General features: G+C 72.9%; 15 protein-coding genes. 10 read left to right on the top strand and 5 right to left on the bottom strand.

The window, feature by feature from the left end; genetic code table 11:
- The first annotated feature begins 114 nt into the window (after positions 1-114).
- The 4 genes from ABYE80_RS08365 (at position 115) to ABYE80_RS08350 (ending at position 3258) form a co-directional block, all read left to right on the top strand.
- Positions 115-636, top strand: a complete 522-nt coding sequence (locus ABYE80_RS08365) for a MarR family winged helix-turn-helix transcriptional regulator (protein ID WP_372789813.1) — start codon at positions 115-117, stop codon at positions 634-636.
- A gap of 75 nt (positions 637-711) precedes the next feature.
- Positions 712-1179 carry an Hsp20/alpha crystallin family protein gene (locus ABYE80_RS08360; RefSeq protein ID WP_372789812.1) on the top strand — a complete coding sequence of 156 codons (468 nt, stop codon included), beginning with the start codon at positions 712-714 and terminating at the stop codon, positions 1177-1179.
- A 40-nt stretch (positions 1180-1219) separates the two neighbouring features.
- Positions 1220-2416: a tRNA guanosine(34) transglycosylase Tgt gene (gene tgt, locus ABYE80_RS08355; RefSeq protein WP_372789811.1), complete on the top strand. Its 1197-nt coding sequence runs from the start codon at positions 1220-1222 to the stop codon at positions 2414-2416.
- The gene (locus tag ABYE80_RS08350; protein ID WP_372789810.1) at positions 2413-3258 is read left to right on the top strand and encodes an EamA family transporter; all 846 of its coding nucleotides are present in this window, start codon (positions 2413-2415) and stop codon (positions 3256-3258) included. The genes tgt and ABYE80_RS08350 overlap by 4 nt, the downstream gene beginning before the upstream one ends.
- A 9-nt stretch (positions 3259-3267) precedes the next feature.
- On the opposite strand, the gene ABYE80_RS08345 is transcribed toward ABYE80_RS08350, so the two are convergent.
- The 3 genes from ABYE80_RS08345 to ABYE80_RS08335 are packed head-to-tail and all read right to left on the bottom strand — an operon-like array spanning position 3268 to position 5737.
- Positions 3268-4494 (bottom strand): protein kinase, encoded by a 1227-nt coding sequence (locus tag ABYE80_RS08345; protein WP_372789809.1) that lies wholly within the window; start codon positions 4492-4494, stop codon positions 3268-3270.
- Positions 4491-5003: a hypothetical protein gene (locus ABYE80_RS08340; protein WP_372789808.1), complete on the bottom strand. Its 513-nt coding sequence runs from the start codon at positions 5001-5003 to the stop codon at positions 4491-4493. Before ABYE80_RS08340 ends, ABYE80_RS08345 begins: the two co-directional genes overlap by 4 nt.
- Positions 5004-5005: 2 nt before the next feature.
- Positions 5006-5737 carry a metallophosphoesterase gene (locus ABYE80_RS08335; protein ID WP_372789807.1) on the bottom strand — a complete coding sequence of 244 codons (732 nt, stop codon included), beginning with the start codon at positions 5735-5737 and terminating at the stop codon, positions 5006-5008.
- 18 nt (positions 5738-5755) lie between these two features.
- Between ABYE80_RS08335 and ABYE80_RS08330 the strand changes: the two genes are divergently transcribed.
- From ABYE80_RS08330 to ABYE80_RS08315, 4 genes are all read left to right on the top strand, one after another.
- A complete protein-coding gene (locus tag ABYE80_RS08330; RefSeq protein ID WP_372789806.1) occupies positions 5756-6985 on the top strand; it encodes a M48 family metalloprotease in 1230 nt (409 codons plus the stop codon).
- Positions 6986-7070: 85 nt separating this feature from the next.
- Positions 7071-7640, top strand: coding sequence for a hypothetical protein (locus ABYE80_RS08325; protein WP_372789805.1), 570 nt, complete (start codon positions 7071-7073; stop codon positions 7638-7640).
- Complete coding sequence (locus tag ABYE80_RS08320; protein ID WP_372789804.1) at positions 7609-8202, top strand: hypothetical protein; 594 nt, start codon at positions 7609-7611, stop codon at positions 8200-8202. The genes ABYE80_RS08325 and ABYE80_RS08320 overlap by 32 nt, the downstream gene beginning before the upstream one ends.
- Positions 8202-9542, top strand: a complete 1341-nt coding sequence (locus tag ABYE80_RS08315) for a hypothetical protein (protein ID WP_372789803.1) — start codon at positions 8202-8204, stop codon at positions 9540-9542. Before ABYE80_RS08320 ends, ABYE80_RS08315 begins: the two co-directional genes overlap by 1 nt.
- On the opposite strand, the gene ABYE80_RS08310 is transcribed toward ABYE80_RS08315, so the two are convergent.
- Positions 9493-9807: a DUF3467 domain-containing protein gene (locus ABYE80_RS08310; RefSeq protein ID WP_372789802.1), complete on the bottom strand. Its 315-nt coding sequence runs from the start codon at positions 9805-9807 to the stop codon at positions 9493-9495. The two genes, ABYE80_RS08315 and ABYE80_RS08310, sit on opposite strands and share 50 nt — an antisense overlap.
- A gap of 22 nt (positions 9808-9829) precedes the next feature.
- Here ABYE80_RS08310 and ABYE80_RS08305 point away from each other — a divergent pair, with 22 nt between their 5' ends.
- Positions 9830-10237: a 23S rRNA (pseudouridine(1915)-N(3))-methyltransferase RlmH gene (locus ABYE80_RS08305; RefSeq protein ID WP_372789801.1), complete on the top strand. Its 408-nt coding sequence runs from the start codon at positions 9830-9832 to the stop codon at positions 10235-10237.
- Between the two features lie 5 nt (positions 10238-10242).
- Positions 10243-11247 (top strand): TrkA family potassium uptake protein, encoded by a 1005-nt coding sequence (locus tag ABYE80_RS08300; protein WP_372789800.1) that lies wholly within the window; start codon positions 10243-10245, stop codon positions 11245-11247.
- A 9-nt stretch (positions 11248-11256) separates the two neighbouring features.
- Here ABYE80_RS08300 and ABYE80_RS08295 read toward each other — a convergent pair.
- On the bottom strand, positions 11257-14462 hold a 3206-nt coding region (locus tag ABYE80_RS08295; RefSeq protein ID WP_372789799.1), incomplete at its 5' end, for a hypothetical protein.

Raw genomic sequence — 14462 nt, 5'->3', positions numbered from 1 at the left:
GTTGTACGAGCAACGGTATCGGGTCGAGCGCGGTGCGCAACCGGAGGTCGCGCGCCGGGGCGTTGGTAGGGTTGTTGCACGCGCAAGCGACTCGCAAGCAAGGAAGGAAGCGCCATGTCGTCCACACCCACCGAACCCGTCGCCGGCGACGCGCTCACGCCCAGCGAGCTCGCGGCCTGGCGGGGCATGCTGCGGGTCCACGCGGCGTTGACGAAGGAGCTCGGAGCGGATCTGGAGCGGGAGCACGGCATCCCGCTCACCTCCTACGAGGTCCTGATGAACCTGCACGACGCCCCCGGCCGGCGGATGCGGATGAGCGATCTGGCCTGCGCCGTGATCCTCAGCCGCAGCGGCCTCACGCGGCTCGTGGACCGGCTCGCCCGGGACGGCCTGCTCGAGCGGGAGGCGTGCGGCGACGATGCGCGGGGCGCCTACGCCGTGCTCACCGAGCTCGGGGTGACGCGGGTCGCGGCCGCGCGTCGCACCCACCTCGCGGGTGTCCGTGCCCGGTTCCTCTCCCACCTGGACGACGCCGAGCGGGAGCGCATGGGTGAGATCTGGGCGCGCGTCGTGCCCGAGGGGAGCGCGACGTGCTGTCACGACACCGCCTGTGAAGATCTCAGTCGTTCGGACTGAGAACTTGACACGAACCGACTGAGATTTCATACTGGGCGTAGTCGTAGTACAACCCCACTCAGGAGGTACGTCCCCATGACCCTGTTCAGCTGGGAAGAACCCGCCCGACTCCTCTCCACCCTCTTCGACGCCCCGGCCGCGACCACCGGCACGCCGTTCGCCGCCAACGCCGCCCGCCGTTGGGTTCCGGCGATGGACCTCGTCGAGAACGGTGACCACTACCTGCTGACCGCCGACCTGCCCGGGCTCTCGAGCGACGACGTCGCCATCGAGGTCGAGGACCACGTCCTGACCGTGTCCGGCGAGCGCACCCACGCCACCGAGAACCGCGAGGGCCGCTACCTGCGGGTCGAGCGCGCCTCCGGGTCCTTCAGGCGCTCCCTGACCCTCCCGGAGGGCATCGACGCCGACGGCATCGGTGCCGCGTTCGACAACGGCGTCCTCCAGATCACCATTCCGAAGCCCGAGCAGCGCAAGCCGCGGCGCGTCGAGATCGCCGTCGGCGGCGACGCACCGAAGACGATCGACGCCGAGGCGTCCTGACGTCACGTCCCGGCCGCGCCCAGGCGTCTAGCCTGGGCGCGTGACCGCGCTTCAGATCGTCCAACGGGACCCGGACTCGCTGGCGCGGGCCGGCGTTCTGCGCACGGCGCACGGCGAGGTCCGCACGCCCGCGTTCGTCCCGCTGGCCACCAAGGCGACCATCAAGGGACTCCTCCCGCACGAGGTCGCCGACCTCGGGTACGACATGGTCCTGGGGAACACCTTCCACCTGTTCCTCGATCCGGGCCACGAGCGCATCGCCCGGTTCGACGGCCTGCACGAGTTCATGGGGTGGAGGGCCCCCATCATCACGGACTCCGGAGGCTTCCAGGTCTTCTCGATGGGCCACGGGACCGTCGCCGACGAGGTCAAGGGCCGAGCCCCCATGGGGCAGGAGCGGATGGGCAAGATCCTCGGGATCGAGGAGGAGGGGGTCACCTTCAGGTCCTACATCGACGGCTCGACGCTGTTCATGGGGCCGGAGACCTCGATGGAGATCCAGGCCGCCCTCGGGAGCGACCTGGCGCTCGTGTTCGACGAGTGCACGCCGTTCAACGTCACGCGCGAGTACACGCAGCGCTCGACCGAGCGCACCCACCGCTGGCTCGATCGCTGTCTGGCCTGGCACGAGGCGCACGGGCCCGAGCACCAGATGGTGTACGGGATCTCCCAGGGCGGCGTGCACCAGGACCTGCGGGTCCAGAGCACGCAGGCGGTCGCCTCCCGTCCCGTCGACGGCATCGCGATCGGCGGGTCGCTCGGCGCGGACAAGGACCAGATGTACGAGGTCGTCGAGTGGGCGGTGCGCGCACTCGACGGCGGCGAGGACCCGCGGCCCCGCCACCTGCTCGGGATCGGCGAGGTGGACGACCTCATCCGCGGCGTGGAGCTCGGCATCGACACGTTCGACTGCGCGATGCCGACTCGGCTGGGGCGCCACGGCGTGGCCGTGATCAACGACCCGTCGCGTCGCTGGCGGGTCGATCTCACCGCCGGCCGCTTCAAGGACAGCGACGAGCCGCTCCTGGAGGGCTGTCCCTGTCCCGCGTGCTCCCTGGGGTACACGCGCGGATACCTGCGCTACCTCGTGCACGCCCGCGAGCTCACCGGGATGCGGCTGCTCACCCTGCACAACCTCGCGTATCTGGCGCGCCTGATGGCCAGGCTTCGCAACGCGGTGATCGACGGGACGCTCGCCACCACCACCGCGGCGCTCCGGGCCGGCGAGCTGCCATGACCGTCGCGTTCGCGCTGCTGTCCTCGGCCTTGTGGGGCATCGCGGACTTCCTCGGCGGGCGGGGGGCCCGGCGGCTCCCGACCATCGTCGTGCTGATCTGGGTGCAGCTGGCGGGTGCGGTCCTCGCCGCGGCCGTGTTCCTGCTGGTGCGTCCTGACGCGTCGCTCGGTGGCCTGCTCTGGGGTGCCGGGGCGGGCATCGTCGGCGCAGCGGCGATCGGCACGTTCTACGCCGCGCTGGCGGCCGGGGCCATGAGCCTGGTGGCGCCCCTGGCCGCCTGCGGCGCGGTGCTCCCGGCGAGCGTCGCGATCATCGGGGGCGAGTCACCTTCGACGATCGTGGTGATCGGGTTCGTCCTCGCGCTCGCCGGCGGCGCGCTGGTCGCCAGTGAGCCCGCAGGCGCCGGCACGGGCGCGCCGCTGTCGTCGCGGGCGCTCGCGCTCGCCGTCGCGGCCGCCGTCCTCATCGGCCTGCTGCTCACCGTCCTGCAGCACGCCAGCCAGCTCGAGGGCTCCAGCGCGCTCACCGCCGTGGCCGCCGCCCGAGCCTCGTCGGTCGTCGTCATCGTCCTGCTGCTGCTGGCGGTCCGGCAGGGCGTCCGGGTCGGTCGCACGGACCTCGCCCCGCTCGTGGTGGCCGGGATCTTCGACACCAGCGCGAACGCGCTGTTCGCCATCGCCACGACGAAGGGCAGCGATGCGGTCGCCGCGGTGCTGGGTTCCCTCTACCCCGTGATGACGGTGGTGCTCGCCGCGGCCGTGCTGCACGAGCGCGTCGCCCGCTTCCAGGCGGCGGGCATCGTCGTCGCGCTGACGGGCGTCGTCCTGGTCAGCGCCGGCTGACCTCGCGCCTCAGCGCGTGTTGTCGGAGATGAGCTGGCGCAGCTCGGTGATGGCCTTGTCGACCTCGTCGTACACGACGTTGCGCAGCTGGACGGCGCTCCCGGAGTCCTGCGTCGAGACGTAGGCGATGCCGACGGCGCCCGCGATCAGGACGATCGCCAGGAGCGAGCCGATCGCCCGCCGGGCTCCGCTCTTCCGGCGCGGGGACCGGGCGGCCGGGGCGGCCTGCTCGCGGACGACCGGCGCAGGCGCGGCACGGGGCTGACGGGGCTGGCGTGCCTCGACCTCGCGGAAGGCGCCGCCGGCGCCCCAGTCGTCGGTGGGCGGGTCGGTGGCGACGCGCGTGACGCCCGTGGGACGGCCGACGGTGGTCGGCGGCTCGCCGACCGTCGTGTGGGCCTCCTCCGGTGCGATCCCCCGTGCCCCGGCGCGCAGCGCCTCGCCCATCGCCTGCGCGCTCTCGTAGCGGGCGCGCGGGTCGAGGGCGAGAGCCCGGTCCACCGCGTGGGAGAGCTCCACCGGGATCTCGGGGACGAGGTCGTGCAGGAAGGGCGGCGCCTCGCGCTGCTGCTTGAGCGCGAGCTCGGTCAGGGACGCGGCCTCGTACGGCAGCCGGCCGGAGAGGAGCTGGTAGGTGACGACGCCCAGCGCGTAGAGGTCGGCCCGCGGGCCCGCCTCCTGGCCGGCGGCCTGCTCCGGGGCGAGATAGGACGCTGTCCCCAGGACGGACCCGACCTGGGTGATCGACGACTCGTCGGTCACGGCGGCGATCCCGAAGTCCGCGAGCTTGACCACGCCGTCGTCGGATCGCAGGAGGTTCCCGGGCTTCACGTCCCGGTGCACCACGCCGCCGCGGTGGGCGTAGTCCAGGCCGCGGCACGCCTGGCTCACGATGTCCAGGGCCTCGGTGACCGGGAGGCGTCCGCGCGCGCGGAGGATCTCCGCTCCCGACTGGCCGCTGACGCGCTCCATCACGATGTACTGCCGACCGCTGGTCTCGTCGAGGCCGAAGTCGAAGACCTGCACGATGTTGGGGTGCACGAGCCGGGCGGCGGCGAGCGCCTCGCGCCGGAACCGTGACACGAACTGGGCGTCGTCGGCGAGGTGCTCGGCCAGGAGCTTCACGGCGACGTCGCGCTCGAGCCGGCGGTCGTGTGCCGTGACGACGGTCGACATCCCGCCGACGCCGAGGCGGTCGCCGAGCTCGTACCGGCCGGCCAGGACCTGGTTGCTCACGGGATCGCTCCGGGGTCGGGGTCGGGGGAGACGCCGCCCGTGTCCGGGGTCGGGGTCGGTTCCGGCGTCGGGGTCGGGGTCGGTTCCGGCGTCGGGGTCGGCGTGGGGGTCGGTTCGACGGTCGGCGTCGTCGTCGTCTCGATCGTCTGCGTCTGGGTCTCGGTGGTCGGCGTGGTGGTGGTCGTGGTCTCGACCGGCTGACCCGCGCACTCGTCCGGAGCGATCGACGACAGGTTGTCCACGCCCTCCTCCAGGCGGGCCTGGAGCTTGGCGTCGACGGTCTGCGGCAGGTTCACGATCGCGCCGCGCAGACGCGACAGGTCGTCGCCGAGGGCCGTGCACTCGCCGTTGTCGACGCGCTCCTGGATGCTCGTGAGCCTGTCCGACAGCGACTGCGCGTCCGCCGGGGTCAGGAGGCCGCTGCGATCCTGGCTGCCGCAGGCGACCAGTGTCAGGGCTGCCGCGCCGCCGAGAAGCAGGGCGACGAAGTGGGGGAGGAACGTACGCACGCCTACTGACCGTACTGGAGCCGATCGGCGAGCGAATGCGGAAGCCGGGCCGCCTTGATCGCCGCCCCGGCACCCTGCACGTCGTAGTCGACGCGGCGCCAGGTGGCGGTGGCCCGTTCGAGATCCAGCAGCAGCCAGGCCGCGCGCGGGTCACCGTCACGTGGCTGCCCGACGGATCCGGGGTTCAGGAGCCACTCCCCGGCGGTCAGGTCCACGACGTCCTCGTGCGTGCGCGCCTCGCCGCTCGCCGGCTCGCCCTCCGGGCGCTGGAAGCTGAGCGCGACGTGCGAGTGCCCGATGAGGGCGACGCGCTCCTGCTGGGCGTCGAGGCACATCTCCGCCAGCAGGGTGGACAGCACGTACTCCCAGACGGCGTCGCGCGGACTGCCGTGGTACATCCCGACCCCTCCGCGCGTGCCCGACGAGCGCAGCGTCTGCAGCCACTCGAGATGGTCGGGACGCAGGACCTCGCGCGTCCATTCGGCGGCCAGCGCCGCGCCACGGGCGAAGTCGTCGGTAGAGATCTCCCCGGTGACCGCGAGATCGTGGTTGCCGGCCAGCGATACGCGAGCGTGCTCGCGGATCAAGGCGCAGCAGTCGTTCGGGTCGGCGCCGTACCCGACGACGTCGCCCAGGCACCAGACCTCGCGGACGGCGTGGGTCTCGACGTCGGCGAGCACCGCCTCGAGGGCGTGGCGGTTGCCGTGGATGTCGGAGAGGACGGCGACGTGCATCTGCGAAGGTGACTGGCGATGTTGCGGTGCCGCACGCAGGGTCTCCGGATTCCCCTCGCGCTGGTCGCGGCCGTCCTGGTGGCGGAGATCGCAGTCGTGGTGCTTCGGCCGACCGACGGAGTCATCGCGCCGAACCCGGTGCGAGTCGCATCGTACTTCAGCGAGCCCGAGTTGGCACGGGCGCAGGAGTTCCGTCGGCCCCAGCTCGCGCTCTTCGGCGTGTCCCTGGTGTTCCAGGGCGGGCTGCTCGTGGCGCTCGCGTACCGGCCGCCGCGCCGTGTCCTGCGACACCTCCCGAGAGAGCGGCTGCTCGGCGTCGCGGCCGCGGGCGCGGCCCTGGCTCTGGCGCTCGACGCGGTGACCCTGCCGGTGTCGGCGATCAGCCGTCAACGCTCCATCGACGTCGGCCTGACGACCCGTTCGTGGCCCGGGTGGGCCCAGGACGTGGCGCTGTCGGGGGCCATCGGGGCGCTGTTCGCCGGCAGCGGTGCGGCCCTCGCCGTCGCGGCGATGCGCCGCTTCCCGCGTCGCTGGTGGCTGGCCGCAGCGGGCGGGGTGGTGCTGGCGGGATCCGCGTACACGTACGCCGGCCCCACGGTCATCGATCCGCTGTTCAACCGCTTCCAGGCGCTGCCCCCGGGCCCGACCCGGGCCGACGTGCTCGAACTGGCCCGCAGAGCCGGTGTCGACGTGGGCGACGTGTTCGTCGTCGACGCGAGCAAGCGCACGACGGGCGCCAACGCGTACGTCACCGGTCTCGGGGACACCAAGCGCGTGGTGCTCTACGACACGCTCCTGCAGGAGTTCACGCGCGACGAGGTGCGTCTGGTCGTCGCGCACGAGCTCGCCCACGTGCACTACCGCGACGTTCCGCGGGGATTGCTGTTCCTGCTCCTCGTCGCCCCCGCCGGCATGCTCGCGGTCAAGCGGATCACCGACCGTCTGGCGCCGGAAGGGCCTCCGTCCGCGGCGACCGTGCCGGCGCTCGCCCTGTCGCTCGCCCTGGTCGTGACGCCGGTCACCTGGGTGTCCAACCAGCTCAGTCGCCGGGTCGAGGCGCGGGCCGACAGCTACGCGCTGCGGCTCACGGATGCGCCCGCGGCGTTCCTGTCCTTCGAACGGCGGATCGCGCTGCAGAACGTCGCGGATCCCGATCCGCCACGCATCTCCCGCTTCGTGCTCGGAACCCACCCGTCGATCGTGGAGCGTCTCGGCATCGGCGAGGCGTACCGCGACGGGCAGCGCTGATCCGCTCAAGTCCGGTCGTCGGCGTCCGATCATCCGTGACGACCCCTCCCATGGAGGGAGGGTCGCCACCGCCCATGGAGGGACGATGCCGCGCCAGCCCGACCACACCACCAGAACGACCGCAGTCCTGGTCCTTGCCGCGCTCGCCGCGCTCGCGCTGCCGGCAGGCGCCACCGCAGCGACTTCGGCGTCCGGCAACCAGTCGGTCACCGCGGACATCGCCAACACGCTCGAGGCCACGTTCCCGGGCGCGTACTCCTGGGGCAACCTGGACGCGGGGACGACGGGCAACACCTCGAGCGAGCAGACCCTGACCGTCAAGTCCAACGCCGCCTGGGGCGTCAAGGTCGCCTCGGACCTCGTCGACGGCAAGATGAAGGAGTGGACCGGGGTCGCGTACGTCCCCGTGACCCCCAAGGTCCTGACCAACGCGCTGACCTGGCGCCTGTCGACCCTCGGTGGCGCCGCGCAGGGCACGTCGTTCGCCTCGCTCTCGTCGGTCCAGGCGCTCGTGACCGGCACGCAGGCGGCCACGAACGACAGCGGCGTCGGGGTCGGCGTGACCTACAAGCAGGTCGTGTCCTACGCCGACGCGAACGCGGGCGTCAACGACTACCGCATCCTTGTCTCCTACGACGTCGCCCAGGGCTATTGACCGCGTCCGCCTCCGGAGCGCCGCCGTCGCCGTCCTCACCGGGGCGACGCTGCTCGGCGGCGCCGCCGCGCCACCCCCGGCGCAGGCGGCCTGCGTGCTGAACCTCGTGGTGATCCCCTGCCTGGAGGCGAGCTTCCCGGCCGACGTGTCGCTCGGCACGGCGCTCGACGCCGGCACCACGACCACGTCCGCGCAGCAGAGCGTCGTCGTCTCGAGCAACCAGTCCTGGGGGCTGCGGATCCAGAGCGACCTCGCCGACGGCCGCATGCGGCAGTGGAACGGCAGCGCGTACGTCGCGTCCCCGCGGAACCTCACCAACCCGCTGACGTGGGGCCTCACGTCGCTCGGGGGCATCCCGCAGACCCCGTCCTACACCGCCCTGACGTCCTCGCCGACCACGGTCGTCACCGCCCAGGGGGCAACCGGCTGCGTGCTGGGCCTGGCGTGCGGAACCACCACGGTCGGGATCCGGCAACGGCTGACGACCACGTTCAGCGACCGTCGCGTCTCACCTGACACCTACCGGCTGCGCGTCACCTACACGGCCTCCCACGGATACTGATGCGCCGCATCCCGCTCCTGCTCACCGCCCTGGCCTCGCTCGGCCTGTCCTGCGCCGTCGCGCCGGCCGGCGCGGCCACCGGACTGGGCGGGGTCTCCGTAGCCCCGGCCTCGATCGACGCCGAGGTGCGTGCCGGGAGCGCGCTCCCGCCGATCAGCGTCAGCAACGACACGGGTCGTCGTGTCCTGGTGCGTGCCTTCGTCGTGCCGGCGAGCCAGGACCTGTCGGGCCTGCCGGCCTTCGAGCTCGGCGCCGCGAGCCGGCGATCGGGTCGCAGCCTCGCCACCGTGTCGCCCGCGCGCTTCGCGCTCCCCGCGGCCGGCGCCCGCTCCGTGTCGGTCCGCGTGCGCGACCCCGAGCCCCGGACGGGAGCGGGCTCCTACGGGGTCGTCGTGTTCGAGGCGGTGCGGGGCGGCGACGGGACCACCGACGAGGGATCCGTGGTCGACGCCCGGCTGCGCCTCACGACGAACCTCCTCCTCACGTATCCGGGCAAGGTCCGACGCACGGGGGAGATCGTCTCCCTGCGGGCCGAGCAGGGGCCCGCGGCACCGGCGCGCACGCTGCGCTTCGTGGCACGCGTGCGCAACCCCGGGCGGATCCACGTCCGGCCGACCGCCGTCCTCCGCGTGCGCGACGACGCCGGCCGTCTGGTCACCCGGGCCGGCCTGACGCCGGGCAACGTCCTGCCGGGCGCGGACCGCGAGTTCCCGGTGGTCGTCCGCAAGCTGCTGCCCGCCGGCCGCTACACGGCCCGGGTCACCGTGCAGGCAGGCCGTCGCCGGAGCACCCGGACGGTCGCGTTCGAGCTGGTGGGACCCAACGAGCTCCCGACGCCCGCACTGCGGGTCGCGAGCCTCAGCACGCCGGACGACGCCGACGCCGGCGGGACACGGACCCGGTTGACCGTCATCAATCGCGGCACCGCACCGGGAACACCTCGTGGCGAGGTGATCCTCGCGACGGCGGGAGGTCGGCGTCTGGCCCGGCGCCCGCTGCGCCTGGGGGTGGTCCGACCCGGCGCCCGCGCTCGGACGGAGCTCCGTCTGCCGGGCGTGACGGAGGGGCCGCACCGGCTCACCGTGCGGCTGCTCGACGGCGACCGGGAGCTCGACGCGCGCACCGTGGTCTTCACCCCCGGGACCGCTCCCGGGCTCTGGTCACGCGCGCTGGACTGGGCGGCCACCCACGTCCCGCTGCTGCTCGGAGCCTTCGCCGCGCTCCTCCTGGGGGTCACGCTCTCCGTCGGCCTCTACGTCCGCCGGCTGCGACGGACCGTGGTGGCGGTCGTCAGCGATCCTTCGGCTCGTCGGGTCCCGGGAACTCCGGCAGGTTCTTGATCCCCTCCCGGGTGAGCCACTTCGAGTAGTTGTCCTCCATGGCGTCGAGCAGCTCGCGCATGAACTTGGGCGAGAGGTTCACGCGGGTCACCACGACACCGGGGATCTCGTCGTCCTCGACCTCGTGGTCGACGCGGGCGAACGTCACGGTGAACTCGTAGTCCGAGTGACTGACGTTCGCGAAGTTCGCGTAGTGCCCCGCCATGTCCTCCGGGGCGAAGTGGATGTTGATCTGCCGCTCGGGCCGTTCGTCGTCGTCGGGCATCACGACGTCTACTATCGCAGCCGTGCGCATCGTCGTTCTCGCAGTCGGCCGCCTGCGCCCTCCCTACGCGGACGACATCCAGCACTATCAGAAGCTCCTGGCCCGCCACGCACGCGTCGAGCTGATCGAGGTCCGCGAGGACGAGAAGGTCGCGCGGCGCATCCCGGACCGCTCGTTCACCTCGCTGCTGGCGGTCGGGGGCGAGGAGTTCGACAGCCTCGGCTTCAGCCGCTTCCTCGAGGAACGGCGGATGAGCGGCCGCGACCTGTGCTTCGTGATCGGCGGCGCCTACGGCCTGGACCTCGAGAGCGTCGACCACCGGTTCTCGCTCGGGCGGCTGACCCTGCCGCACCAGCTCGCCCGCGTGGTGCTGCTCGAGCAGCTCTACCGGGGGCACAAGATCCTGGCCGGCGAGCCCTACCACCACTGACGGCCATGGGGGCACGCCGAAGCCACGAGGAGCTCCGCGCCTTCGCCCGGCGCATGCTGCAGCTGCTGTCGGCGATCGCGGCGCTACTGGTGGTGGGCGGGGTCGCGCTGGCGCTCGCAGAGGACGTCGACGTGTGGCGGGGGCTCCTGCTGTCGGTGGACACCGTGGCGACCGTCGGGTCCTACGCACCTCCCGAGACGACCTCCGGGGAGATCGTGCGGCTCGTGCTCGTGATCACCGGTGTCGGGACCCTGTTCTACGCTCTCGTGACGGTGACGGAGTTCTTCGTCGCCGGTCACCTCGGCGACCTGCTCGCGGAACGGCGGCTGCAACGTATGACGGACTCCCTTCGCGACCACGTGATCATCTGCGGATACGGCCGCGTCGGGAGCCAGGTCGTCCGCGACCTCGAAGGCGCGGGGATCACCTGCGTGGTGATCGACGAGGACCCGGACGTCGTCGCCGAGGCGCACGACCGTGGTGTCAGCGCCTTCCTGGGCGCGGCGTCCGACGACGAGGTGCTGCGCCGGGCCGGCATCGCCCGCGCGGGCGGGGTCGTCGCGTGCGTCGGGTCCGACGCGGAGAACGTGTTCATCACCCTGAGCGCCCGCGAGCTGCGCGGCGAGGGCCTGCTGATCATCGCCCGCGCCGCCGACGAGGCGACCGAGAGCAAGCTGCGGCGGGCCGGGGCCGACCGGGTGGTCTCGCCGTACAAGGCCAGCGGCGCCGAGATCGCCCGTCTGGCGCGCCACCCCCAGATCAGCGGGGCGCTGGGGATCGCCCCCGGGTTCCGGCTGGACGAGATCGACGTGCCGGAGGGATGTCCCGCGGTCGGACGGGCCATCGCCGAGGTACAGGGTCAGGCGTTCGTGGTCGGTCTGCGCCGGGACGGGCTCTTCGTGCCGCGCCCACCCGAGGACACCAGGGTGGAGGCCGGCGACGTGCTCGTCGCGATGGGCAGCGACCGCGACATGGACGCGCTGGAACGACGGCTCGACCTGCCGAGCTGATCGGCTCCCTCAGCGGACCGCGACGCGACGACGGACCGAGACCAGGTCCGCGGCCTCGTCCACGAGCGTCACCGTCGCCCGCAGGCGCGTCCCCGCGCGCCGCCGGATGGTGACCGGCAACGAGAACGCTCCCGAGCGGACCTGCGCGCCCCGGCGGGTCACGGTGGTGCGGGACACCGTCCGCGAGCCGCGCAGCTGCTCGACGACCGCCGCCAGGACCGGCGCGCCGCCGGCTCGCGTGACGCGGCCCGACAGCGTGATCTTGCGACCGGAACGGCGGGCGCGGACCTTGGTGAGGCCGATCCGCCGCGTGGTCCTCAGCGCGACGCGACCGCGGCGGACGACGCGCCCGCTGCGGTCACGGACCGTGATCCGCACGCCGGCCGCGAGGTCCTTCCACGAGCTGGGGGACAGCGTGAGCCGTTGACGGTCACCGAGTCGGACCGGGGCGGTGGTCACCGCGCCGGGCAGTCCCTCGCCGACCGACCCGAGCGTGATCGAGGCGCTGGCCGGTGGCCCCGCGTGGCGCACCTGCAGGGCTCCGCCCGCCAGTTCGACCTCGTCGCCGCCGCCGCGCCCGGCCTTCGTCACGATCGTCGCCGTGCGGGTCGCCCGTCCGCGGTCCTCGGCGACCCGGTAGGTGACGGACGAGCCGCCGGCACTGCGGAAGTCCAGCTCGGCCCCGCCGGCCCGGACGGTCAGCTCGTCCGCGGCCCCGGGAGCGATCGATGCGCCGTCGACGCTCGCGCTCGCGCCGTTCCCGATGACCGAGTGGGTGTACCGCCCGGCGGAAGCGCCTCGCAGTCCGAACGTGTACCGCTGGCCCTCGGTCAGCCGGTACTGCGGCACGGGACCCGCTCCGCTCATCGCGGGCTGCAGCACCACGCCGGAGCCCTGCTGCGGCTCACCGGAGCCGTCGAGCACCTGCCGGCCCTGGGACGTGATCGTGGCGACCTGCGCCGGCGGAGCACCGTCCGCGCTGCCGAGGAGGCTGGCGAGGGAGAAGTCGCTCGGCAGCTTGGCGTCCGTGGAGGGCAGCGGGTCGATGACCCCGAGCGTGCCGTTGTTGCCCGACCAGGGGAAGCTCGCGCCGGACCAGCTCCCGTCCCCCTGGATCGTGATCGTGCTGTTGGCCAGGGCGGCGGTCCGGAACGGTCCCGAGGTCTCCTCGGCGGTCGCGTACGGCTGGTTGGGGTCGTAGATCGCGACCGTCAGCCCGGGCCCGGTCGGCGTGGTGATGTCCTGGACCTGGTGGGCGACCACGGCGTGGCCCGATGCGCCTTGGCGGATGCTGACGTAGAGGCCGCCGACACGGCTCGCCTCGCGCAGCAGCGCCCGCTCGTCGGCGGGGCTGCGAGCGAAGCCGCGGGCCCGTGCCTGCTGGAAGAACTTGTCGAACTGCGCGACGTGCCAGCGCACCACGTCGCGCTTGATCGGCGTGCCGTCACTCGCCGGGGTGATCTGCCAGGCGCGCTGCACGCCGGGCTGGTAGTCCGACGGGCGCTGCTCACCGAGGAACTGGCTGAAGCGCAGGGCCATCGTCGCCCAGCCCGCGCACAGGCCGTTGCCGGGGTTGGCGGTGACCTGGCTGCGGAACGTGTCGTAGTAGTCGGCGGCGATGGGGTCGCGCACGCAGAACACGAAGCACGCCTCCGTGTCGTCGGTCCCGAACGTGCGCTCGAAGTCCGCCCAGGTGTAGCTGGCGGTCCTGGCCCCCGGCCCGCTGTTGCCCTGGCTGAACCCGAACGTGTTGCGGAACTCGCGGATGTCGAGGGGGGCGGTGCGAGCGAGCTCGGCGTTCGCGGGACTCAGCACGCGCAGGGGGCCGGAGGCCGCGTTGGCCGGGACCTCGAGGGTCCAGAGATCGAAGTACCTGCCGTCCACCTCTGCGCTGTCGCGCTGCAGGATCCTCCAGTCCTGGCCCTGGCCGTCCTGGAACTTGATCGCGCACGAGGCCGGGAAGTTCCCGCGGACGGTGACGCGGCCCGTGGACCCGAGCGAGGGGCGGGCGAAGCTCGCCGGGGCGACGGCCGCGACCGTCACCGGGTCGACCCGGAAGAACACGTCGAGATCCGCGGGCGTCGCTCCGCCGGGGAACGCGCGCAGGCGGACCGTCTGGATGCCGGAGGTCGCGCCGGGATCGAGCACGAGCCCGTACGGGTAGCTGCCGTCGCCGGCGGTGGCCACGTTCGCCGGGCTCGCCGAGACCGTGAGGCCCGGGTTGAAGACGGCCGGGGCGAGCGTGACGTTGGTGCTCAGGCCGCCGCGGACGCTGAAGGACTCCTCGAAGCGCTGCGGCCCGCAGCCGGGGACGACGGTCCGGGTGAACCGGCCTCCGGAGGCGATCTGCACCGCGGGCACCCCGGTCACCGTCTGGACCCCCTGGGTCACGATGCCGGTGCCCGCCGAGCCCCCGCCGCTGGCGTCCACGGTGATCTGCCGCGGGCCGGTCATCGGCCGCGCGGCGGTGACGCGCAGTTGGACGGGGTCCCGCCCGGTGGTCGGGTTGGGTTCGATGAGCGTCGCCGTGATACCCGGCGGGAGGTCGGGGACCGAGAGCGACACGGGACCCGTGGAGCCGTTGAAGCGGCGGATGGAGACGTTCGCGGTCGCCGTGGCTCCCTCCACGATCTCGATGCTCGGGGTGCTCAGCGCCAGCGACCACTTCGCGGGTGGCGGGACGTCGTCGAGCGGGGAGACGAGGTCGTCGATCAGGACCGTTCCGCTGTCGTTGGGGTCCAGGGCGCCGAACACGACGATCGCCGCGACGTCGGGGATGCCCCGGGCCACGTTGACCGTGAGCGGGGTGTTGCGGACCAGCGTCAGGGGGCGTTCCTCGCGCAGCGCGCCGCCGATCCCGTAGACGCGCATGGTCGCCGGGAGGCTGCCGCTGGACGCGACACGGGACTCGATGCGGAAGCTGATCTGGCGGCGTTCGACGTCGAACTCGAAGGCCGTGGCGAACCGCCGGTCGGGGAACTCGGAGGGTCCGGTCGCGCAGGCGATGTTCGCCGACGTGCCGGCGATCCCGCCGCTGCGCGCGTCGCCGCCCCCGCTGCAGGAGGTGGATGGGATGGGCAGCCCGAACCGCGCCGGGGACCCGAACAGCACGCCCTGGCCCGCGTACTGATCGGCGATCGGCGTGAACTGGGGGATGCCCTCGAAGTTCACGACCGTCGAGACGTGCGTGGCGCCGGCTGATGCCGGGACGATCG

Origin of the sequence: Paraconexibacter sp. (assembly GCF_041602235.1) — a bacterium.
GTDB lineage: Bacteria > Actinomycetota > Thermoleophilia > Solirubrobacterales > Solirubrobacteraceae > Paraconexibacter.
This window is presented reverse-complemented; position numbering and strand designations above follow the sequence as displayed.